The sequence below is a fragment of the Pseudomonas sp. GW821-FHT01C01 genome, assembly GCF_059422645.1.
On sequence record NZ_JBWKXF010000001.1, the window covers coordinates 60,581 to 82,772 of the forward strand.

16 protein-coding genes and 1 pseudogene are annotated in these 22,192 nt (G+C 56.9%); 13 read left to right on the plus strand and 4 right to left on the minus strand.

Annotated features, from left to right (window positions below; genetic code table 11):
* Window positions 1-50 precede the first annotated feature (50 nt).
* Both AC07XF_RS00210 and AC07XF_RS00215 read left to right on the plus strand, forming a co-directional pair.
* Window positions 51-1,250: an amidohydrolase family protein gene (locus tag AC07XF_RS00210; protein WP_495024902.1), complete on the plus strand. Its 1,200-nt coding sequence runs from the start codon at window positions 51-53 to the stop codon at window positions 1,248-1,250.
* Complete coding sequence (locus AC07XF_RS00215) at window positions 1,247-2,722, plus strand: amidohydrolase family protein (RefSeq protein ID WP_495024903.1); 1,476 nt, start codon at window positions 1,247-1,249, stop codon at window positions 2,720-2,722. Before AC07XF_RS00210 ends, AC07XF_RS00215 begins: the two co-directional genes overlap by 4 nt.
* A gap of 199 nt (window positions 2,723-2,921) precedes the next feature.
* Here the strand turns inward: AC07XF_RS00215 and AC07XF_RS00220 are convergent, their stop codons facing one another.
* The 4 genes and pseudogenes from AC07XF_RS00220 to AC07XF_RS00235 all read right to left on the minus strand — a co-directional run bounded on the left by AC07XF_RS00220 (window position 2,922) and on the right by AC07XF_RS00235 (window position 7,619).
* Window positions 2,922-4,094 carry a helix-turn-helix transcriptional regulator gene (locus AC07XF_RS00220; protein WP_495024904.1) on the minus strand — a complete coding sequence of 391 codons (1,173 nt, stop codon included), beginning with the start codon at window positions 4,092-4,094 and terminating at the stop codon, window positions 2,922-2,924.
* Between the two features lie 152 nt (window positions 4,095-4,246).
* The gene (gene cysN / locus AC07XF_RS00225; RefSeq protein ID WP_495024905.1) at window positions 4,247-6,139 is read right to left on the minus strand and encodes a sulfate adenylyltransferase subunit CysN; all 1,893 of its coding nucleotides are present in this window, start codon (window positions 6,137-6,139) and stop codon (window positions 4,247-4,249) included.
* Window positions 6,139-7,053 (minus strand): annotated as a pseudogene (gene cysD, locus AC07XF_RS00230) (sulfate adenylyltransferase subunit CysD); the annotation flags it as partial. The gene cysN and the pseudogene cysD, both read right to left, overlap by 1 nt.
* Window positions 7,054-7,148: 95 nt before the next feature.
* Window positions 7,149-7,619 (minus strand): SRPBCC domain-containing protein, encoded by a 471-nt coding sequence (locus AC07XF_RS00235; RefSeq protein ID WP_495024906.1) that lies wholly within the window; start codon window positions 7,617-7,619, stop codon window positions 7,149-7,151.
* 208 nt (window positions 7,620-7,827) lie between these two features.
* On the opposite strand from AC07XF_RS00235, the gene AC07XF_RS00240 reads away from it, so the two are divergent.
* The 11 genes from AC07XF_RS00240 (at window position 7,828) to AC07XF_RS00290 (ending at window position 22,185) form a co-directional block, all read left to right on the plus strand.
* Window positions 7,828-8,943, plus strand: a complete 1,116-nt coding sequence (locus AC07XF_RS00240) for a DUF1214 domain-containing protein (RefSeq protein WP_495024907.1) — start codon at window positions 7,828-7,830, stop codon at window positions 8,941-8,943.
* Window positions 8,940-10,109, plus strand: coding sequence for a sulfotransferase family protein (locus AC07XF_RS00245; RefSeq protein WP_495024908.1), 1,170 nt, complete (start codon window positions 8,940-8,942; stop codon window positions 10,107-10,109). The genes AC07XF_RS00240 and AC07XF_RS00245 overlap by 4 nt, the downstream gene beginning before the upstream one ends.
* Before the next feature lie 37 nt (window positions 10,110-10,146).
* A complete protein-coding gene (locus tag AC07XF_RS00250) occupies window positions 10,147-10,935 on the plus strand; it encodes an SDR family oxidoreductase (RefSeq protein WP_495024909.1) in 789 nt (262 codons plus the stop codon).
* Between the two features lie 12 nt (window positions 10,936-10,947).
* Window positions 10,948-11,922: an acetyltransferase gene (locus tag AC07XF_RS00255; protein ID WP_495024910.1), complete on the plus strand. Its 975-nt coding sequence runs from the start codon at window positions 10,948-10,950 to the stop codon at window positions 11,920-11,922.
* Between the two features lie 225 nt (window positions 11,923-12,147).
* Complete coding sequence (locus AC07XF_RS00260; RefSeq protein ID WP_495024911.1) at window positions 12,148-12,966, plus strand: DUF2092 domain-containing protein; 819 nt, start codon at window positions 12,148-12,150, stop codon at window positions 12,964-12,966.
* Window positions 12,967-12,982: 16 nt separating this feature from the next.
* A complete protein-coding gene (locus tag AC07XF_RS00265) occupies window positions 12,983-13,756 on the plus strand; it encodes a hypothetical protein (protein WP_495024912.1) in 774 nt (257 codons plus the stop codon).
* 328 nt (window positions 13,757-14,084) lie between these two features.
* Window positions 14,085-17,972: a YobI family P-loop NTPase gene (locus tag AC07XF_RS00270; RefSeq protein ID WP_495024913.1), complete on the plus strand. Its 3,888-nt coding sequence runs from the start codon at window positions 14,085-14,087 to the stop codon at window positions 17,970-17,972.
* A 118-nt stretch (window positions 17,973-18,090) separates the two neighbouring features.
* Window positions 18,091-19,074: a 5'-nucleotidase gene (locus tag AC07XF_RS00275; protein ID WP_495024914.1), complete on the plus strand. Its 984-nt coding sequence runs from the start codon at window positions 18,091-18,093 to the stop codon at window positions 19,072-19,074.
* A gap of 105 nt (window positions 19,075-19,179) precedes the next feature.
* Window positions 19,180-19,407: a hypothetical protein gene (locus tag AC07XF_RS00280; RefSeq protein WP_495024915.1), complete on the plus strand. Its 228-nt coding sequence runs from the start codon at window positions 19,180-19,182 to the stop codon at window positions 19,405-19,407.
* Window positions 19,408-19,694: 287 nt separating this feature from the next.
* The gene (locus AC07XF_RS00285; RefSeq protein ID WP_495024916.1) at window positions 19,695-20,318 is read left to right on the plus strand and encodes a hypothetical protein; all 624 of its coding nucleotides are present in this window, start codon (window positions 19,695-19,697) and stop codon (window positions 20,316-20,318) included.
* Entirely contained in the window at window positions 20,311-22,185 is a 1,875-nt protein-coding gene (locus tag AC07XF_RS00290) for a TnsB C-terminal domain-containing protein (protein ID WP_495024917.1), read from the plus strand. Before AC07XF_RS00285 ends, AC07XF_RS00290 begins: the two co-directional genes overlap by 8 nt.
* The last annotated feature ends 7 nt before the right edge of the window (window positions 22,186-22,192 follow it).

Consider the following 22,192-nt stretch of genomic DNA (forward strand, 5'->3'; position numbering starts at 1 on the left):
CCTGTTGGCTATCCGGCGACAGGGGCTTGTTCGAAAGTGATGAGGTTCCAATGATCCAATCGTTCTGGTTGCGTAATGTCCGCCCCTATGGCGGCGAAATTGAAGACATACAGATTGTTGAGGGTCGTATCGGCGACCGTCAGCCAGCCAGTGGCAATCCAGTCGCTGAACCTGACCTTGACGGGCAAGGTCAGTTACTCGTTCCGTCGCTGGTGGAAAGCCACATCCATCTGGACAAGACCCTGTGGGGTCAACCCTGGCGACCGCACAGTGCAGGCCCGACGCTTAAAGCGCGCATCGCCAATGAGCGGCAGATCCTGCGCGAGCTCAAATCACCCATTGCAGAGCGGGCGGGTGCCCTGCTGGAGCAATGCATCGCTCGCGGCTCGCTGTTGTTGCGCTGTCATGTAGACGCCGATCCCGAACTGGGCATCGAGCATGTGCAAGCCATGCTGGAGCTGCGCGAGCGCTACGCCGACCTGGTTGATATCGAGTTCGTCACCTTCCCTCAGGTTGGCCTGGTTAACCGCCCCGGGGTCGAGGCCTTGATGCGCGAAGCCCTGGAGCTGGGAGTCGAGGTGGTAGGGGGGTTGGACCCCTGCGGCATAGACAACGATCCCATCGCGCACCTCACGATCCTGTTCGAACTCGCGGACAGGTTTGATCGCGGTATCGATATCCACCTGCATGACGGTGGTGAGTTGGGGCTCTGGCAGATTGCCCGGATTATTGATTTCACCGAGCGCTATCAGCGTCAGGGGCGAGTCATGATCAGCCATGCCTTTTGCCTGGGCATGAAAAACTGGGCCCAGGTGCTGCCGTTGGCTGAACGCCTGGCGGCCAACCGGATTTCTCTCATGACCACGGCGCCCTCCGACATCGCCATACCACCCTTTACTGAACTGCTCTCTGCGGGGGTGAACGTCTGCCTGGGTTCGGATGGCATTCGGGACGCATGGACCCCGATGGGCAATGGCGACATGCTTGAACGCGCGATGCTGCTCGCCTTGCGCTGTGGCATGAGAACCGACCCTGAAATCTGCACGGCATTCGAAGCCGCTGCCGGCAATGGCGCCCGGGCGCTTGGGCGAAGTGATTACGGATTGGCGACGGGGCAAACCGCCAACTTGTTGTTGCTGCCTGCGCAGACTCTGAGTGAAGCCGTCGTGGCGCGTCCGCTGGCGCGGACGGTGATCAGCCGCGGCATCGTCGTGGCGCAAAATGGCAGTCTGCTGCGGAGCCGCTTGTGACTCAAAATAATCTCGACAAAGTAGACCTGCTGATCGAGCACGGCGTGGTCATCACCGTGGACGAGCAACGGCGCGTCATCAACGACGGCGCCGTGGCCGTGCTCGGCAACCGCATCGTCGCGGTGGGGCGCACGGATGAACTGCGGGCTCGATTCACTGCCGAAAAAGTCATCGATGCACGCAACAAGGCGGTACTCCCCGGCTTGATCGACAGCCACGCCCATGCCGGCCACGCCATGCTGAAAACCATCGGCGGCGGGGAGGGCGATGCCTGGATGGACGCTTGCCAGACCATCTACACCTCGGCCTCCGGCATCGGGTTCTGGGAGGCCGATGCCCGGTTGTCGGCGCTGGAGCGGCTCAAATGCGGCACCACCACTGGCGTGTCGCTATTGGGTGGAGGCGATTCGATCATGCGGGTCGACGACCCGGTTTACGCGCAACGCCACGCCCAAGCTATCGCCGAAATCGGTACCCGCTCGGTGGTGGCCGTCGGGCCGTCACGGCCGCCGGCGCCGCGCACCTACCTGGACTGGTCGACCGAACCGCCCACTCGGCGCGACGTCAGTTTCGAGACGATGTTCGAGAACTGCGAAGAAATCGCCAGGAGCTGCGACGGTATGGGTGACGGCCGGGTGCGCATTGCCATTACGTTGCCGGTGTATGCACCACAATACGAGCCCGGCCATCGGCAGCTGGCACCGCTGTTCCGCCAGCAAGCACAGGAATATCTGGCTCTGGCCCAGCGCTATGGCCTGACGTTCACCCAGGATGGCCACCGCGCCGGTACGCTGGCGCTGGCCCACCGCGAATTGGGCCTGCTCGGCCCGACATCCTTCATGTCGCACTGCATTGACTTAACCTCGGAGGACATCGCCCTGTGCCGCGAGACACAGACCAAGATCGTGCACAACCCGAGCGCGATCATGTCGATCCTGGGGCGCTGCCCGGTACCGGAACTGATCGAGGCCAATGTCACCGTCGCCCTCGGCTCCGACGGCGCCGCCCCGGACCGTGGTTACGACATGTTCCGCCACATGTTCCAGTGCATGCATTACCACCGTCGGCATTTCCGCGACCCGGACATCCTGCCCCAGGGCAAAGTGCTGGAAATGGTCACTATCGACGCCGCCAAGGCACTGTCAATGGAGCATGAGATCGGCTCGCTGGAAGTCGGCAAGAAAGCCGACATCATTCTGATCGACCTGTTCAAACCGCACCTGATGCCGATGAACATGCCGGTCCACCGTGTCACCTGTTTCGCCAACGGCGCGGACGTGTGTACCACCATCGTCGATGGCCGGATCCTGATGGAAGACTACGTCGTGCGCGCCGTCGACGAGGCTGCTGTGCTGGCCGCGGTGCAAGAGGAGTCGGAACGCATGCTGGACCGTAGCGGCTTGCGCCATCTGACAGAAGAATCGAAAAACCTCTGGCGGGCGGCACGGTATCGCGCGGCAGGCAAGGGCTGACGCTGACAATTATTACCTCCGTGGCATTGCTTTACCTGTGGGAGCGGGCTTGCTCGCGAATGCGGCGGGCCAGTCAATAAATATGTTGAATGTGCCGGCTTCTTCGCGAGCAAGCCCGCTCCCACATTGGATTGTGTAAACCCAGTGGGAACGGGCTCGCTCGCGTTGGGAAAGTAAATACGTTTCTACAGTCTTTGAACTAGCCAAGCGACGCCACACTGTTGAGCAGTGTCTTGACCAGTTGAGCCTGGCGGGTGGCGCCGGTCTTGGCGAACACTCCGCGCAAATGGGCACGCACCGTGTTGCGCGAAACCCCAAGTGCCAGGGCAGTTTCATCGAGGGTTTGCCCATCCATGACGAGCATGGCCACTTCGGTTTCGGTCGGCGTCAGCTGGAACAGGCTGCGCAACAGGTTGCGCGATGCCTGCGGTGAGTCCGCCGGGTCGCGGATGAACACCGCTACGGCGGGCCGGCGTGCGCCATTGCGCGATTGATAGCTCACGGGGATGGGGCGCAGCAGTAAATTGAGTGGCATCTCGCCGCTTGGTCTGGTCAGGGTCAACACTTCGATGTCATCGAGACCACGCTGGCGTTGTTTCAATACGGCCTGGATGGCTTGCTGGACATTGCGGTTCTGCTGGCTGGTGAAGGCACAGAGCTTGTCGTGTCGGCATTCCAGGCCGTCACGGCTGTCGAACAGTCGCTGGGCGGCGCGGTTGCAACGCATCATTCTGCCGTCTTCGTCGAGGATCGCCGTGCCCACCATCAGCCGGTCAATGGTCGCGGCATAGAGTTGGCGTTCGGAGTCCAGTTGCTCTACCGCTGAATGCAGGTCCACCGCTTGTTGCAGGTGGGGCAGGAGCAGGCGAATCAGGGCAATCTCCGCGGTATCGAAGTCGTGGCTGGCGTGGTTGCGGCAGGCGAACAAGGCACAGTGCATACCCGTGGGCGTGCGCATGTTGGCGACCAGGACGTGGCGCAGATCCAGGGGTTGCAGATAGTTGCGGTAGAAGTCGTGCGCCAGCCAGGCATCGGCGCCCAGTACCTGATCGGCACTGACCACCTGCTCGACAGGCCAGTCGATGAAGGGGCAGATTGCGTAGTACTGTTCGCTGTAGAACGGCTCGCCTGGCAGCAGGGGACCATGAATCGATGCATTGACGATCAGCCCCGGCCGTTCATGGTCGGGGTTGCGCAGCACCAGGGTGAAGAAGCTGGCTTCGAAACGCTGACGCAAAGTTTCCAGCAGGCCGGACCAGGGTGTGGACTCAAGGGGGCCTTGATAGACCAGCGCAAGCAAGCGGCTGAGCTCTGCAGACGGGATTTCGGTATCGGGCTGCAGGTCCTTGCAGACCGGAAGAGAGAGGGTCATGGATGCGCCTCGCTACTGCTTGTTGTTGTCGTTCGAGTATTGATCGCGCCCATGGCGGGAAAATCGTCCGTTTGGCTTAGGCAGGTTGTCGGGCCATGTGGTAGGCAGCGCTACACCGGTTCATGCCGGCATAGCACTGCGTTCATTGGCTTTTACAGTGCCAGCAGTGCCTCGACGATACGTTCGGCGGCCGTTTCGGCCGACTCGTAGCGGGTATCGATATGGATGTCCGGCGCTACCGGCGGCTCATAAGGCGAGTCGATCCCGGTGAAGTTTTTCAACTCGCCGCGCCGGGCTTTCTGGTACAGGCCCTTGGGGTCGCGCTGTTCGGCCAGGGCCAGTGGCGCATCGACGAAAATTTCCAGGAAATTACCGTCTCCTGCCAGGCGGCGTGCCATCTCGCGCTCGGCACGGAACGGCGAGATGAACGACACCAGGGTGATCAGACCGGCATCGAGCATCAGCTTCGCTACTTCCGAGACCCGGCGGATATTCTCCACCCGGTCGGCTTCGGTGAAGCCCAGGTCGCGATTGAGGCCATGGCGGACATTGTCGCCATCGAGCAGGTAAGTGTGGCGGCCGAGGGTATGCAGCTTGCGCTCTACCAGGTTGGCGATGGTCGACTTGCCCGCGCCGGACAACCCGGTGAACCACAGGATTCGCGGAGACTGCCCCTTGAGCGTCGCATGTGCCTCGCGGTTCACGTCGACGGCCTGCCAGTGCACGTTCTGTGCGCGGCGCAAGGCGAAGTGCAGCATGCCAGCGCCGACCGTCCGGTTGCTCAGACGGTCGATAATGATGAATCCACCCGTATGGCGGTTATCGGCATAAGCATCGAAGGCAATCGGCCGGTCCAGGTGCAAGTTGCACACACCGATACCGTTCAGCTCCAGGGTTTTGGCCGCCAGGTGTTCCAGGCTGTTCACATCGACCCGGTGCTTGAGATTGGCGCAGCTCATGCTGACGGTCCGGCAGCCGATCTTCATCAGGTAAGGACGCCCGGGCAACATCGGCTCTTCGTCCATCCACACCAGCGTCGCCTCGAACTGGTCGGCAACGGCCGCCGGTGCATCGGCCAGGACAATCAAGTCGCCGCGGCTGATATCGATTTCGTCCTTGAGTGTCAGCGTGACAGCCTGGCCGCACAGGGCCTGCTGCTGTTCCCCGGCGCTACCGAAGATTCCGGCGATCTCGCTCTGATGACCTGACGGAAGCACCCGGATACGGTCCCCCACGCTGACGCTGCCCGCGGCGACGTTGCCGCAGTAGCCACGAAAGTCGAGGTTCGGCCGGTTCACCCATTGCACGGGCAGGCGGAACGCAGCCTCGACTTGCCGAGCCTGCTCAAGGGGGACATTTTCCAGATGCTGGAGCAGGGTCGGCCCCTGGTACCAAGGTGTGTTCGGGCTGGCTTCCAGCATGTTGTCGCCGCGTAGCGCAGAGAGCGGGATGCACTGGATGTCGTGTAAGCCAATCTGCGTGGCGAACGCACGATAATCGGTTTCGATGCGTTCGAACACCGCTTGGGAATAGTCCACCAGATCCAGTTTGTTGATGGCTACCACGACCTTGCGGATGCCCAGCAGGGACACCAGGTAACTGTGCCGACGGGTTTGGGTGAGGATACCCTGGCGGGCATCAATGAGGATCACTGCGAGGTCGGCGGTCGAGGCGCCAGTGACCATGTTGCGGGTGTATTGCTCGTGGCCGGGGGTGTCGGCGACGATGAATTTGCGCTTGTCGGTGGCGAAGAACCGATAGGCGACATCGATGGTGATGCCTTGCTCACGCTCGGCGCTCAAACCGTCGACCAACAGGGCGAAGTCCAGTTCGTCACCCTGGGTGCCGAGTTTTTTCGAGTCGGCTTCGAGTTGGCCAAGCTGGTCCTCGAACAGTACCTTGGACTCATAAAGCAGGCGGCCGATCAGGGTGCTTTTGCCATCGTCGACGCTGCCACAGGTGATGAAACGCAGCAGTTGCTTGTTCTGTTGCTGTTCCAGATAAGGCGTCAGGTCGCCATTGAAGGTGTCGTTCAGCGCGCTCATCAGAAATACCCCTCTTGCTTCTTTTTCTCCATGGAACCGGCCGAATCGCTGTCGATCAGTCGACCCTGACGTTCCGAAGTACGGCTTACCAGCATTTCACTGATAATCGCCGGCAGGTTGTCGGCATCGCTGTCGATGGCGCCGGTCAGCGGGTAACAGCCAAGCGTGCGGAAACGCACCTTGCGCATTTGCGGGGTTTCTCCCGGTCGCAGCGGCAGGCGCTCGTCGTCGACCATGATCAGCGTGCCGTCACGCTGAACCACCGGGCGCTCTTTGGCGAAATACAGCGGCACGATGGGGATCTGTTCGAGGTAGATGTATTGCCAGATATCCAGCTCGGTCCAGTTCGACAACGGGAAGACCCGCAGGCTTTCGCCCTTGCGTTTGCGTGTGTTGTACAAGCGCCAGAGCTCGGGGCGCTGCTGTTTCGGGTCCCAGCGATGCTGCTCGGAGCGCAGCGAGAACACCCGTTCCTTGGCCCGCGACTTCTCTTCATCACGACGGGCACCGCCAAAAGCGGCGTCGAAACCATAGTGGTCCAGGGCCTGCTTCAGTCCTTGGGTCTTCCACACGTCGGTATGCAGGGCCGAGCCGTGGGTAAAAGGATCGATGGCCTTTTCCACGCCCTCGGGATTGACGTGCACCAGCAGTTCCAGCCCCAGGCGCGATGCAGTCTGGTCGCGGAACGTGATCATTTCGCGGAACTTCCACGTGGTGTCCACGTGCAGCAAAGGGAAAGGCGGTTTACCCGGGGCAAACGCCTTCATCGCCAGGTGCAGCATCACAGCGCTGTCCTTGCCGATGGAGTAGAGCATCACCGGGTTTTCACACTCGGCGACCACTTCGCGGATGATCTGGATGCTTTCCGCTTCCAGCCATTGCAGATGAGTCAACATCGGATACCTCCTCGAGTTCTGCCGGGTTTGGCTCCGGCGGACCTACACGGTAGGTAAAGCGCCGCTGGCGCTTCTTCGTCTGCTCGGACGAAGAACGGGACAGCGGCTGAAGGTCACGCGACGGACGCGTACAACGTCTCGGTACGCACCTTGAGGGCGCGGGCTACGGCATCGAAGCCCTGTTGCACCCAGGGACCATGATTGACCATGACCTGGTCGGCGGTCGCGCCGAGGAACTGGTCAGTGGTGTGGTAGCGGCAGCTGGCCGGACCGGTGCGCTCGATGTGCTGTTCGCGGCGAGCAGCGTCCGGATTGTCGGCACTGGCATACATCTCCCAGGCGAGTAATCGGTAGGGCTCGAAGTCCGCCAGGTATTCGATCACGTGCAACAGCTCACCCGGTTGCCCTGGATGGGGCAGGAACAGGTTCACCGGCTCCCCAAGTTGCAGGCTCGACTCGACCTTGACGGTATAGGGGTTCCACTGCGGATAACGCACCAGGTCGATCAGTACCGACCAGACCAGTTCGGCTGGCGCGGCGATGTCCACGATGACTGAACGAACCAGATTTTTCTCTGCGGTCATGGGTGACTCCTCTGAGAGTGACTCCGCGCCACGCATCGCGACGGGAGTAAGCCATGGGCTCAGGCGCGATCCTCCCCGCTCGGGATGCGCCGCTCCTCGTCCATGCGGACTAGGCGGGCGCTTAGTCCGCTCGGACGAAGAATCGGCAAGCGGGTACTCCCTAAGGTCACTGGCAGAGGCGGGATGTCCGCCGGCAGAGGAGAGCGACATGGTTACAGACAGGATCGATCAGGAGGTTCTCAGCGGTGAGAGCTGGAACCTCTTTTGCGAGCAATTGCGCCGCAGCGGCGAGCAGATACTGCGCTGCGAAGCGCCGGCCGATGTGCAGACCCGCGCCGAAGGCTTTCGCTATCTCACCCGGTTACTGCGCATTGCCCTGGAAATGCACCTGGAGTTCGCTGATCCGGACTTTCCAGGCTTCATCACCCCGTCCCATGAAACCGCGAAAATCGGCGCCGATAACCCGGATAACCTGTACAGCTATGCGCGCCTGAACGGCGAGCATGAGTACCGGGTCAGCGGTCACCGTGGCAGCGTTGCCTACCTCAGCTTTGGCTCCCAGAAAGGGGGTTATGAGACAGATGGCAAGATGATTCAGACTGGTTTCCTCGATGCCGGGTCACTGGTGCTGGATGCCGAGGGCAACTTCGAAATCATCCTCAGCCAGCGCCCGCCGGCTGAAGGCAACTGGCTGCGGCTGGAACCGCAGAGTAATGCCCTGATCGTGCGCCAGACGTTTCTTGACCGTAGCAGTGAGCAACCGGCACAACTGCGAATTGAACGCCTGAATGCCGGGCAGACACCCGAGCCGCTGACTGCGCCACGCTTGCAGCAAAGCCTGCAGCGGGTGGGCAGTTTCGTCGAGAACACCGCCCGATTGTTTGCCGATTGGGCTCAGGGTTACCAGGCCCATCCTAATCAACTGCCAGCCGCCGACCAGGCGCTGTGCCAGTCAGTGGGCGGTGATCCGAACATTTTCTATTACCACTCCTACTGGGCCTTGGCCGAGGACGAGGCCTTGCTGATCGAGGTCGATCAGGTGCCTGACTGCGACTTCTGGAATGTGCAGATCAACAACTACTGGATGGAATCGCTGGACTACCGCTACCACCGCATCTGCCTGAACAAGCACTCAGCGCGCCTGGACGTCGATGGTCGCTTGCGTATGGTGCTCTGCGGCGTTGATCCGGGCCTTGAAAATTGGCTGGAAACCGCCAGCCATCCCCACGGCACCCTCTGCTTGCGCTGGGTGGGGGCGCAGCATCCGGTGCACCCGACCACTCGCGTGGTCAAGCTCGATGCATTGAAGGAGATTGTGCGATGAGCGCCGATGATTTCGCCCTGGATGCTTTGCTGGCCGAAGCCAGCACCCGTGCCGGGGGACTCGACGACTTTGGTCCCGGCGATTTTCGCCAGGGTCTGCTGGTATTGGCTGACGCCCTGAAGAATGAAGCGTGCCTGTCGTCCGCCGGGCGAGGCCTGTTGCGCGAAAAACTGCTGGGGCAACTGGTCAACCGCCTGGTCATGGAGGATCACTTGCGGCGTTACCCGGACATCCTTGAGCAACCCATCGATGACCCGTTGGTGATCGTCGGCCTGCCACGCACCGGCACTACACTGCTGCAGCGCACACTGGCGGTGGACCCGCAGTTCAGCAAGGCGCAGTGGTGGGAAACCCGTTACCCCGCACCCTTGCCCGGTGAAACACTGGAGCAGCCACTCAAGCGCATCACCCGGGCACGCGACGAAGTAGCGGGAATGATCGCGTTCCTCCCGCAGTTGCTGGCCATCCACCCGCTGGACGCCGAGCAACCCGATGAAGAGTTCATGCTGATGGAACACTCGTTCCTGTGCGCCATGGATTCCTACGTCAATGTGCCGAGCTATACCGCCTGGCTTGACGGTCAGGACCAGACGCAGGTCTATCGGTACCTCAAGCGAACCCTGCAGTTCCTGCAATGGCAGCAAGCACATCGCGGCATCGAGCCGGGCCGTCGCTGGTTGCTCAAAAGTCCGCAGCACCTGCATACCCTGGAGCTGCTGTTCGAGGTTTTTCCAAAAGCGCAGGTCGTCCTCACCCATCGCGAACCGGCCAGGACCATCCCTTCGCTGGCCAGCTTTATCCATACCCTCTGGTTGCTCTACAGCGACAAGGCCGATGCCGAGGCCGTAGGAGAGCAGTGGAACCACCGTATGGCACGTGCGTTGCGCCATGCGATGGCCGTCCGCGAGCGTATGCCCCCGGAGCGTTTCCTTGATGTGCATTTCGAAGACACCGTGGCCGAGCCGCAGGCAGTAGTCGAAAGGATCTATCAGTTTGCCGGCCTTCAATTGACGCCGCAGACCCGGTCCGCCATGGGGCAATGGCTGCAGGCAAACGGGCGTGAAAAACGTGCGGTTCATCACTACAGCCCCAGTCAGTTCGGCCTCAGCGAAGAGATTTTGCAACGAGACTATGCCGAGTATCGAACCCGGCATATTCAAGCCTGAAACCCGTGCAGCTCATAACAACAAGAGGAATCTCCCCATGCTGTTGAAAGACAAGGTCGTGATGGTCTCGGGTGTCGGCCCCGGGCTGGGTATCAAGTTGGCAATGGAGGCCGCACGCGAAGGTGCGCGCGCCGTTGCCATAGGGGCGCGGGACAAGGCGCGGCTACTCGAGGCGCAACAACGTATCCTGGCGCTCACCCACACCTGCGAGGTGTTGTGTGTACCCACGGACATTACCGATGTCGAAGCCTGTCAGCGCTTCGCCGCAAACACGCTGGAACAATTCGGGCGTATCGATGCGCTGATCAACAGCGCCTTCTCCCATGGTGGCTTCCAGTCCGTGGAGGAGGGCGACAACGCCCCATTGCGCGAGGCCCTGGAAGTCAATCTGCTGGGCTCGTTGAACATGAGCCGCGCAGTGCTGGCGCCAATGCGCACTCAGGGCGCCGGCGCCATTGTCATGATCAATACCCTGGGGGTACGCAAGCCTTATCAGGGAGGTGCCGCCTATGCCGCATCAAAAAGCGCATTGGCCGCGACAGTGCGCTACCTGGCGACCGAGCAGGCGGTGCATGGCCTGCGGGTCAACGGCCTGGCATGCGGCTGGATGTGGGGCGAGCCGGTTCAGGCCCTGGTACGCCAGACCGCCGCCGCCCGGGGCGTCAGTGAAGAACAGGTACGTGCCGAATTCAGTGCCGGGATCCCGGGGGGGCGCATGTGCACGGATGAAGAGTGCGCACGAGCCGCGCTGTTCCTTGCGTCGGACTACGCCAGTGCAATCAATGGTGCGCAACTGGATGCCAACGGCGGCGAAATGATGTGCTGAGGAACATGACAGATGATTGAACACTGCGCCTTTAATGGCGATGCGGATGGCCTCTGTGCGCTGCAGCAATTGCGTCTGGCCGGGGAACTGGACCGCGAGGTGCGCTTGGTCAGCGGGATCAAGCGCGATATCGAACTGCTGCGCCGGGTCACGGCCGTTCATGGAGAGCGAGTCACTGTGCTGGACGTGGCTCACGAGCAAAATCGTGAGGATACACAGCGATTACTCGACGCCGGTGCCCGGGTGCGCTATTTCGACCACCACTATGCGGGTGACCTGCCTCGACACCCGGCATTCGAGTCATTTATCGATACGGCGGCCCACGTGTGTACCAGCATCCTGGTGGACAACTACCTTTCGGGACGAGAGCACCGCTGGGCGGTGGTCGCCGCATTTGGTGATGGCCTGGCCGGACCGGCGCGTGCGCTGGCCGAACGACATGGGTTGAATACGGATGAGCGGGTGGCGCTGGAAGAACTGGGTCAGTTGCTGAACTACAACGCCTACGGCGACAGTCTGGACGACCTGCATTTCGATCCGTTGGCACTGGCTGGCGAACTGTTGCCGTACCGCAATCCAATGGACTTCATTCGCGAAAGCACGACTTTCACTACCCTGAGAGAGGGGCATGCCGCAGACATGGCTGCTGCCGCCGACCTGGAGCCGTGGCGTGAGGGCACCGGCGCGCGGCTCTATCGCTTGCCACCGCAGCCATGGGCGCGACGGGTCAGCGGTGTGCTGGCCAACCAATTGGCCGCACAGGCGCCGCACCTGGCCATCGGTCTGCTCAGTGCCAAGGCCAATGGTGAATGGGCGTTCAGCCTTCGTGTACCTGACGGCAGCGAACAGACAGCGGATGCGTTCTGCCGTCAGTTCCCGACGGGGGGTGGACGCAAGCGTGCAGCTGGCATCAACCGTTTGACCGAGTCGGATCTGCCCGCGTTTGCAGAGCGCTTGCTTGCAGGATATTCGTCCAGAAGTTGCTGAGAACATCACTCACGGTGCAGGGGAAGTGAGCGCTGCCGAAGAGCAGAATGCGGCATGGATGCCGGATTTCACCTGCAGGTTGACACGCTGTAGCCTTTGCGCGGGTTTCTGACTGGATTTGGTCAATCTATTTTCCGGAAGGCATGGCAATCACCCTGTAACTGAGCTTTTCTAATGACTCTGACGACGCGTGATCGACCAGCAGGTTTCCGTGGAGAGCAATCGATGCCAACCTTCCAAAAGCGTGTCCGGTTGTTCTCTCTCGGTTTAGCCATAGGCGTATTCGCCATCCCGCTGCACGCCGCACAAGCTCCTTCTCCCAATCCGCCTGCGGTGCAACTGGAATCCAGGGCGCTGGATGTTCTAAAAGGAATGAGTGCCAGGCTCGCGGGCACTCAGGGCATGAGTTTCAAAGCCGTCACGACCTACGAAAAGCCCAGCCGGCTAGGGCCTCCCTTGGCCTATGGCACGGTGGCCCTGGTCAACGTGCAACGACCGGATCGCCTTCGTGTGTTGACTTCCGGCGACGGTCCGGCAACCGAGTTTTACTACGACGGCAAAAAAGCCTATGCCTTCGAACGTAAAGACAACTTGCTGGCCCAGGCGGACGCGCCTCCTACCATTGATGCGACCCTGGAGGCCGCGTACCGGCGTGCCGCCATCTATTTTCCGTTTACCGACGTGATCGTCGCCGATCCCTACAAGGATTTGTCCCGGGATATGCGTGTGGCGTTTTACATTGGCCAAAGTACGGTCGTCGGTGATACCACCACCGATGTGATCGCCTACACCAGCGACAGCGTGTTCGTCCAGGCGTGGATCGGCGTGCAGGACAAGCTGCCACGCCGATTGCGCGCCGTGTTTCTCGATGATCCGACACGATCCCGGCATCAAGTCGATTTCAGTGACTGGAAGCTCGGGTCGGCGATGTCTGCGGATTTTTTCAAGCCTGACCACATCGAAACGGCGCACCACATTCAATTTGCCCCACCGCCCGATCTTCGTGCCCCGCAGGGGGTAAAAGAGCCCGTGGCGAAACCCTGAACAAGGAGACTGACCCATGAACAGATCTACCTTGAAACTCGCAGGCCTGTTTGTCGCGGTGCTCACCTGCAACGAAGCAGCGGCCTGGTCCCACGCTTCCGGCTTCGGGCGCGCTTCCGGAGGAGGGGGCTCATGGAGTCATTCGGGTGAATACGGCTCGGCCTCGGGCGGTGGCGGCAGCTGGAGTGGCGAAAGTAATCGCGGCGGTTCGGCTTCCGGAGGAGAGGGGAGCTGGAGCGGCTCAGGCTATCGCGGCGGCTCCGCGTCCGGTGGCGAGGGCTCCTGGCACGGCACTGGCGCGGAAGGTGGAACGGCTTCGGGTGGCGAAGGTGCCTGGCATGCGCAAGGTGAAAATGGCGCTACCGCCGCTGGCTATCACGCGGATGGCTATGGCACGACGGCTTACCGACCACCCGTTTATGGCGCAACCGCTTACCATACCGTGCCATACGGGACCGCTTACTACCATCCGCCAACCGCTGTGATTGCCAGCAGTGGCTGCTACAACTGTGGCTTTAACGAGGGAGTCAATCCGGCAGCTGCCGCTGCGGCGGGCGTGGTCGTCGGTGAAGCTGCAGCGACGGTCGTCGACGGGAACGCCAGTTATAACGCCGGCATGGTGGCTTCCGCACCACCTTCCATGCCCATGGGGGCGACGTACGCCTCACTGCCTCCGGGCTGTGGCTTGATAAGCTTCTCCAATACCACGTATTACCAGTGCGGCAATTCCTGGTTGCGACCGTCCTATGGCGCCAACGGGGTTTTTTACACCGTTGTGCCGATGCCTTGATCCCTTGGCTGAAGCAGCCAAAAGATCGAACGCTGCGCCCCCGAAGCATTCCACCCTTCACCCAAGCAGATGAACTTCGGTGGTGCTCTGAAAGTTCAGGTTTCCAACAGCCTCCTGCCTCGTGAGAACACATCCAGCGAGGAGGTAAGTATGCCCTCAAGAAAAAGCGCTTTAAGGAAGCTATAGAGCGTTCGTCGCATTCCGGGATGGCGGTGCGCTATCATCCGCAATACTTGTATAAATACGTATCGCGTTGACTGTAGATTTTAAGTAATGACTATTTTGGGCGGTTCCCCCGGACAGCCTATCAGCGGCATGGGAGACAGGGATGTTCCGTCGTTTAGCTCAGGTGTTTTCTTCGAAGTGCGAGTACGTCAGCTCGCTCGTGAATCATGCGATGGGACAGTTCAAGCGCTACAGAAAAGCTGCCGACAAAGCCGTGGCCGCCGCACGTGAATACTTGGCGGTGCCCAGCGGTAAAAATGTCTTCGAGCCGCTCACGCCTGTACTTTTGGAGGTGGATCGGTCACAGCGTTACGAGAGTGAGCTGCTGAGCGCACTGAGTAACGACCAGATTCGCAATATCGCGATTACTGGGGAGTATGGCGCCGGCAAGAGCAGCGTTATCCGTACTTTTGTCGATCGTCACCCTGAACTCACCTATGCATTTGTATCGCTGGCCGCCTTCGGCAAAGATCTGAACAAGGGCGGGACAGGGAAGGTGACTTCGTCTGATGCTCCAGTCACTCCCCCTGACTCCAGTTCAAACACCCCAGATTCAAAAGGTGCAGAGAAAAAAACCGATTTGGATATTTTGACGCGTATCGAGGAAACCATCGTTCAGCAACTGCTGTACGCGGTGCCGTCAGATGAACTACCGAAAAGCCGATTGAAGCGAATCATCCAGGCGTCTTCGTCCAGCATCTGGGTGCGTACAATTTTCTACGTTCTGATGATCGTAAGCGTACTGAGACTTTACGTTCCAACAGTCGAGAAGCTACCGAAAATCGACCCGGCTTGGTTGGTCGAATGGCTTCTATGGATCCCGGGGTGGTCAGCTGTTCTGGTGCTGGGAGTTGGTGGCATCTACATGCTGTTCTCGGCGTTGAAGCTGCTTTCCCTGTTCAGCATTGACGGCTTCACGATCAAGGGCGGAAAACTGGAAACGACTCACCACGGCTCCGTGTTGCACAAAAATGTTGATGAAATCGTCTACTGCTTTGAACGCAGCAAAATCGACATCGTGGTGATCGAGGATCTCGACAGATTTGGTATTCATGACGTCTTCACACGGCTGCGGGAAATCAATTTCATCATCAAGCAGTCCCCGCAAATCAAACGACCGGTTTACTTCATCTATGCGCTTCGGGATGAGCTGTTCGCCGTCGGTGAGAAAACGAAATTTTTCGACCTGATCATTCCGATAATCCCCGTGGTCAACTCCGAAAACTCTCGCGAGCAAATGTTCAAGATGCTTCGTAAGCGACAGTTCAATGGGGTAGCGCTGGACGTTGGGCTTGATGACTCGTTGGTCGAAACCGTTTGTTACCTCATCGATGACATGAGGTTGATCAAAAATATCGTCAACGAATTCGACATGTTTTCCAGCATTCTCGGCGGTGGCTCCGGCCTTAAGCTTGATCCGAACAAGCTGTTTTCTATCATCGCAATTCGCAATCTGCATCCTGCCGAATACGCTGACCTGGTAAAACGACGCGGAACCATTTACGAGACCATCCAAGGTTTCAGTGAGTGGCGATTCCAGCAATCCAGGAGCGCTGAAGATGCTTACCAGGCGTTGCGTGTGGTACGGGAAAAGCGGGTACAAGAAATCGCTGAGAGTGTGGCAGAGCTGCGAGCGTACGTTTGGCTTGAGCTTGTGAAAAAATCTGGTATCGCCGGTGCAACTCATCTCCGCGTACCAAATGTCGGTCAATTTACGTTGAACGACTTCGTTAACGATGATGTTTTTGTGTCGATATTTTCTCAAAATACTCATTTAACAATGGTCATCAACGATAGGTACGGAAATACTCAACAGTCGCCAACGCCTATAGGTTCAAAGGAGCTACTGGCGTCGACGTCGTACCAAAAAAGGAATGATCTGCTCCAGCGAACGCTAGTTGATATTGATGATGAAATGGCCGAACAACGAACCGAGGCAGGCGGAATTACTCACCAAACCTTCAGGGCCGCTGCCAAAAAAAACTACGGAGATGTCATCACTCAAAAGCTGAACGGCTTGGACGTCGTCATTTACCTGATGCGCCACGGATACTTCGATACCGATTACACTGACTACTTCGGCTACTTCTACGAAGGATCCCTCACATCCGAGGACAAAAACCTGATCCTGGAGCTGAGACGTGGTGTCTCCGTGGACGTCGCGACTGTGATCAGTGCCCCGAAAAAGGCCGTGGAAAAGCTGGATACGGATGATCTGAGCGATGGCAGGGGCATTATTGTCGCGCTGATCGAGCACCTTTCTGGCTGTCCATACAACGACCCTGGTATGAGTCATGATCGCAGTAAGCTCGCGACTATTCTTAGGAGTGGGCTTGATGGACATCTAGACAGAATGGCGCAAGCAACCGAAATTTTGGTCTCAAATGCGACATCGCAGAAGTTCATTCAAGCTGTTTATGTTCTGGAGCCTGGGTTGTTCCGCGCGCTATTGAACGCTCAGCGATTTGAATCAACGGTATTGAGGCAAGCACTGATCACTGCAGTCATGGATGGATTGGAAGTTGCCCAGCTCAGACAGATTGACTCTATGCCGGGCAAGGAGATCTATGATGCCATTGCGAGTCTCGAAGACGTCTCGCGCTTAATGCCAGGACTCGAAGCGGGAGGTAAAGGCTGGCCTTGGCTGAAAGAACTACCGATGCGCTTCTCAACGTTAAATGACGGCATCGTTCTGGACGACCTCAAGAAGCTAATCAAGTGGCGTTGCGTTGAGGTAAACCTGAACATGCTCACGCTGATTTGCCAAAAAGCCGAATCCATTCATACAAGCAAAGCTGATCACAGTGTAAGCATCATTTCCTATCGTCGGCTGCAGGCGTTGAAGATTGAGGGGTTGGATGACCTCCTGCTTGAGTCTGCGGAGGAATTTACAAACACGCTTTTAACCCAAGTCGGAACGCTCGATGAGTCTGCGGCCTCCTTTAACGAACTGCTACGGGCCATCTTGCAAGAGACGGATGATTCAGATGCCGTGGTTCAACTGTTTGATCGTACGACATGCACCTTTGACCGACTTGAAGACACAACCCCAACGCTGTGGGCGAAAATGCTGCTATCTGATCGGGTCAAATTGAAGGCCGTTTCGGTGTGGACTTTCTTCAATGACATACTCGTACCTGCTTTGGAGCATAAAGGTTGCGAAACCTTGGATATGGAGGCCTTCGCAAGCTTTATCCAGCGCCATGTAAAAGAGCTACGAAGCGATCTTTGGGACGTCAATACCTCCATGCATCCGGAGCTACAGAAGTATCTACTCGGCCCAACAGGGTTATCGAATGAAGCGCTTGAAGTGCTCTTCGCGGATATAGTCTTGAGCGATCCCCCGATTCTTAAGGGACTGCATTCCAGGGAGCGCTGGGAGATGCTCGCGAGTGCGCCGTTTCTGGCGTACAGCGCTGAGATCCGCGAGTGTATCAGGACGTTCAGTGTAGATCTGGAAGCTCCATATCTCGCGGCGCATTGGGTACAAGCACGCGACCAAATTGATCTATCCCAACTGTCGATCGACATGGCGTTGGGCCTCAGTAAAAGCGGTGCGCTTGAGCTGAATGAAAAAATCCAAATGTGGGCAGCGTTACCGATTGAAGCCTTCGATACCAATAACGAGGCCATCAAAGAGGTCGCTGAAACCTGTCGCCTCGCTAATCGACACTCGACAAGCTTTCCGGCGGCGTTTATCCCCGCACTCAAGAGGTTCGCAGGTGGGGAGGGGCTGACCTCTGCTCAGCGTTCTGAAGTACTGATCCAATGCCTGCCGTTGAGTAGCTGGGAAGACACTGCCTCCCTACTTGGCTTGCTGAGCAATGACGGCTTCACAAAGCTATCACCAAACGTCAAAAAAATTGAGGTGCCATACACCGATCTCAACATGAGGCTGGTCAATGCTCTTCAAACGAGAGGTTTCGTGCAGACCGTGACGCAGAAGGGAGATCTCATTAGCGCCACCGCCAAGCCGAAAGGAATGGTGTGATCCAGCAACACGAATAGAAATGGCGCGTGTAGTTTGTACATCGCGCAGCGCCCAAAAGTCGATCGGTAGCTTCTGTGCCCATCAAACTTTGCGTTCAAAGGCATCGAGAGAGGTTCCAATGCCCTACGAGTTAGAAAACCGTTTAGTGATCGGCGTGGCGTCCAGTGCCGTGTTTGATCTGGTGGCTTCGGACGCGGTGTTTCAGAGCCAAGGAGAGGAGGAGTACCGCAAATTCCAGCAAGAAAACCTTCATGTCCCGCTCCCTAAAGGAATAGCGTTTCCCTTCATTAAGCGTCTGTTGTCAGTGAATGACCTCAGCGTCGATCCTACGGATCCACTTGTAGAGGTGATTCTCCTCTCGCGAAATGATCCCGATACTGGGCTGCGCGTACTGAAGACCATCGAGCACTACGGACTTGGGATGACAAGAGCGATTTTCATGCAGGGAAAATCCCCGTATGAGTACATCCCTGCACTAAACATCGCGCTGTTTTTGTCTGGTGAAAAAAAAGACGTGGAGGGTGCGATAAAAGCAGGGTATCCAGCCGGCCAGGTGCTCGACTCAAAATTCGAAGATGACGATGCAGACAAAACGCTGCGTATTGCATTCGACTTTGACGGCGTGCTCGCCGGCGATGAATCTGAAACGATCATGCAGTCCTCGGGGCTGACAGAGTTTCATGCCCATGAAGTGAAGAACGTCATGCAGCCCCATAACCCGGGGCCGCTGAAGGAATTCATGGTGCGGATATCCAAGATCCAAACGGTCGAGGAGAAGTACAAGAAGCTCAATCCTGAATACGAAAACCGCATTCGCGTCTCTATCGTCACGGCCCGCAATGCTCCGTCTCATGAGCGTGCTATGAATACGCTCAAGAGTTGGGGTGTCATGGCCAATGACGCTTTCTTCCTGGGTGGCATCGAGAAAGGCAAAATTTTGGGCGTACTGAAGCCGCATATATTTTTCGATGACCAATCCGGGCATCTCAAATCGACCAGCGCGGTAGCTCCGTCAGTGCACATTCCTTTCGGCATCACCAACAACGTGGCAACGGATGTTGAGCTTGCGCCTGAGGTTGGTCAGGTTGATGCGGTGGTTTAGACGCTTACTTGAAGTTCACTTGTTGACGAAAGTCTTCTGAGAGGACAGACACCCAGCGTCTTGTGATTGCGACTCGGATTACAGATGAGGAAGGGAGACTTCTGAATGTTCTGGTTGGGGCCATTTGAGTACAAATCAAAAAAAGAGCTGCTGGATCAGCTCAAAGATTATCTGCAAAACGCACCAGTAGGCGTGATCACCAACAAGCTCGCAGTCAAAAAATTGCACCTGCTAATAGCATGCATCCCGAAGCGAGCAGAAAAATTGTTGTCGGGATTGACCACTTCAGGATCGAGAGAAATACCTTGGGAGCCTTGCGAAAGTGCAAAATAGAAACTTTCAAAATTTGAAACTTCCTATTTAAGGATTTTCACTTCCTGATAACTTCAAGTTATATTTATTTTGAGGGAAAATAACAATAAAGGCCACGCCTTTGATGGCTATTTTCGTGCCAGATGTCTCGTGGCGCAATAATTTTTGATATCTTTATTTCAAAAAGATATAACGATGAATTATCTCTCTACCATAATTCCACTGCAATATTGAAACTCCGTAGTGCTAGTATAAATTTGAAACTTTGTAAATGCATGATTTACCAAGCAAAAGCTGAGAGCTAGAGCATGGACCCACTTTCTTACCCTTCAAGACCGGCAGGTGCTCCAGAGTTTGTCGTATTCAGCCATAAGCAAAACGCAAAAGTCAGTTTGTTCTGCCGTCCTACGCTGTGGCGCTTTGCCGAGGTAGAGTTTGACCCCTGGGTGAAAGAGGTGAGTGTCAACCAACGCTTCATAGAACTCGACGGAGGAAGGGTTCCAGTGGCGCTGGCTTTCGAAAACAGGCACGCTTCAGTCATTATACTCTCCAAGTTATATCTAGGGACTTGCACGCCGGCTCAGGTTCAAAAGTATGCCGATGACAACGGCTTCCTCTGCGAAGTTCTAGATTCCCATTATTTGAAATCTGATCACGCACGATACGAAAATTATCTGATGATGCTTTCCTACATCAACAAGCACAGGGAGTCTCTTACGGAGCGAAATTTGCGGGGAATTAAGAAGTGTATCCCACGCCAGGACTTATCGCTGAATACAGCCATGCATGCGGCTGAGCAGGAGTTTTCTGAGAAAGGCGCAGCGCTGGTATTTGAACTCATCAGACGGGGATATTTGATCGTCAAGGATTTGAGTTCGACAAAATTAAGTGGTGCCTCCCAGTTGAGCTTTGGAGACGCTGCGCATGACTGAACAACGTTTTTCCAGGTCAGAGCGCGTACGCGAAGGTCATGATTGTGACCGGTGGCCTTCAATCGACTCAACGACTTTGCCGGACAGCATTCGCGGTGCAACAGAGAATCGTATCAACGCAATCCGTGCCTTCTTAAAGGAAGGTGCCTCGCTTGAAGAAGTTCAAGAAAAATACGGTATACCCCGTTCGACACTCTATCGAGCGATAGAGAAATGCGAAGCGCTTGACAAATACGGAAGTCCAGTTGGCTGGGCAGCCGCAATTCCCTATAAGCGCAGTGGTGAAAAAAAATATAATCGGACAGCCCAACCTGACGCATCATCTCGGCAAGGATATTCCGGGGTCTTTACTCAATTCGTTGAAAAAAACCAAGACCTGGCGGATTGGTTGAGAGCGCAAGCAGTTAATTATAAAAACAGAAAATCGGGCGGCGACTATTTCATAGCGATTCATAAAACATTCGTGAGAAAGTGCATTGAGTGTGGAGTAGCCGAACATGAATATCCACTGAATGAAAAAACCAAAGGTATTAGTGGCCTCAGAAAATGGTTGCACGATAAACATCGGGAATTGCGGGCGGAACGGGAGTTAACTTCGTTTGAAGCCAATGAGGGCGCCAGAGATATCGACCCCTGTGATATTTTAGAACAGGTGGAGGCTGACGGCCATAAGCTGGACATTCGACTGGTCATTCGGGAGACGGACGCTTACGGGGAACCGGTAGAATATGAAATTCTCAGGGTCTGGTTTATTTGCCTGATCGAGAAATTTTCACGGTGTGTGCTGGGCTATTCACTGGCTTTAGGGCACAACTATGACCAAGTGGATCTGCTTACGGCAATCTACCGCGCACTGAGTCCCCACACGCGCCCACGAATGTGTATACCCAATACCTGTTATCGCGATGAAGGAGGGTTTCCCTCAGAAACTGCCGGGGCTTGGCAAACTTGGTCCACTTTGAAACTGGACAATGCATGGGCCCATAAGGCGAGGCATGTGATTGAGGTCTTAACGGACAGGTTGGGTTGCGTGGTTGAGTTTGGCAGGCCGCACACCCCAAATGACCGTCCCATCGTAGAGCGTTTTTTTCTCTACTTGGTACAAAATTTTTCTCATAGAGTAATCGGCACCACGGGCAGCGAATCCAAAGATGAGATAAAGGCGCGTTTATCGCCAAAGTCAAAAAAGCCGCTGAAGTTGTTACTGTCTCTCGATGAGTTGGAGAGCGCACTAGATATGGTGATCTCTGATTATAACGGCCGATCACATGTGGCAATTCAGGGCCACACGCCCCTGGATCTTTACCTGCTCCGTTTGGGCGACAGAGCACTGCCACCGAACACGCTTCCTATCCGCTTTCAGCATGAAGCGGCCTTTACGAAAGTTCGTGAGGTCAAGACGGTGAAGACTAACGCAAGATATGGGGGCGCCTTCATCAATTTTGCCTACCAAAAGTATCGAAATCCGGACGTTCTGCGCAGTAATTCAGCGGGGCAGAGAATGATCATTGAGTATTCGCGCAGAGACGTGTCTTCGATCAACTTGCTAGATGAGTTCGGGGAGTTCATCGGTGTGCTTACACCGCCACCACCTTACTCCACAACGGCGCACAGTTACAAATTGCAAACGGAGATCTCAAAGGCCGTAAAGGATCGGCAGTTTCGCTTTTCGGATAATGAATCATTCATCGAAGCAGTCCGAAGGTTCCAGTTGAAAGGCAACAAAATAACCCGAGAGAGCGCTACGAATCTCTACAAAAATACGGGGTCGGTCTCCCCGGTTCCACCTTCCGACCAAGTTGCGCTGCCAGTGGAGCCTGAACCGCAACACGATCGAGTAAAGCTCTTTAAAGTGTTCACTTTTTAACAACGAG

Bases quoted from the DNA above. Each gene is read 5' to 3' on its own strand.
- AC07XF_RS00210 (WP_495024902.1), top strand. From the start codon at position 51: ATGATCCAATCGTTCTGGTTGCGTAATGTCCGCCCCTATGGCGGCGAA.
- AC07XF_RS00220 (WP_495024904.1), bottom strand. From the start codon at position 4,094: ATGACCCTCTCTCTTCCGGTCTGCAAGGACCTGCAGCCCGATACCGAA.
- cysN (WP_495024905.1), bottom strand. From the start codon at position 6,139: ATGAGCGCGCTGAACGACACCTTCAATGGCGACCTGACGCCTTATCTG.
- AC07XF_RS00235 (WP_495024906.1), bottom strand. From the start codon at position 7,619: ATGACCGCAGAGAAAAATCTGGTTCGTTCAGTCATCGTGGACATCGCC.
- AC07XF_RS00240 (WP_495024907.1), top strand. From the start codon at position 7,828: ATGGTTACAGACAGGATCGATCAGGAGGTTCTCAGCGGTGAGAGCTGG.
- AC07XF_RS00245 (WP_495024908.1), top strand. From the start codon at position 8,940: ATGAGCGCCGATGATTTCGCCCTGGATGCTTTGCTGGCCGAAGCCAGC.
- AC07XF_RS00250 (WP_495024909.1), top strand. From the start codon at position 10,147: ATGCTGTTGAAAGACAAGGTCGTGATGGTCTCGGGTGTCGGCCCCGGG.
- AC07XF_RS00255 (WP_495024910.1), top strand. From the start codon at position 10,948: ATGATTGAACACTGCGCCTTTAATGGCGATGCGGATGGCCTCTGTGCG.
- AC07XF_RS00260 (WP_495024911.1), top strand. From the start codon at position 12,148: ATGCCAACCTTCCAAAAGCGTGTCCGGTTGTTCTCTCTCGGTTTAGCC.
- AC07XF_RS00265 (WP_495024912.1), top strand. From the start codon at position 12,983: ATGAACAGATCTACCTTGAAACTCGCAGGCCTGTTTGTCGCGGTGCTC.
- AC07XF_RS00270 (WP_495024913.1), top strand. From the start codon at position 14,085: ATGTTCCGTCGTTTAGCTCAGGTGTTTTCTTCGAAGTGCGAGTACGTC.
- AC07XF_RS00275 (WP_495024914.1), top strand. From the start codon at position 18,091: ATGCCCTACGAGTTAGAAAACCGTTTAGTGATCGGCGTGGCGTCCAGT.
- AC07XF_RS00280 (WP_495024915.1), top strand. From the start codon at position 19,180: ATGTTCTGGTTGGGGCCATTTGAGTACAAATCAAAAAAAGAGCTGCTG.
- AC07XF_RS00285 (WP_495024916.1), top strand. From the start codon at position 19,695: ATGGACCCACTTTCTTACCCTTCAAGACCGGCAGGTGCTCCAGAGTTT.
- AC07XF_RS00290 (WP_495024917.1), top strand. From the start codon at position 20,311: ATGACTGAACAACGTTTTTCCAGGTCAGAGCGCGTACGCGAAGGTCAT.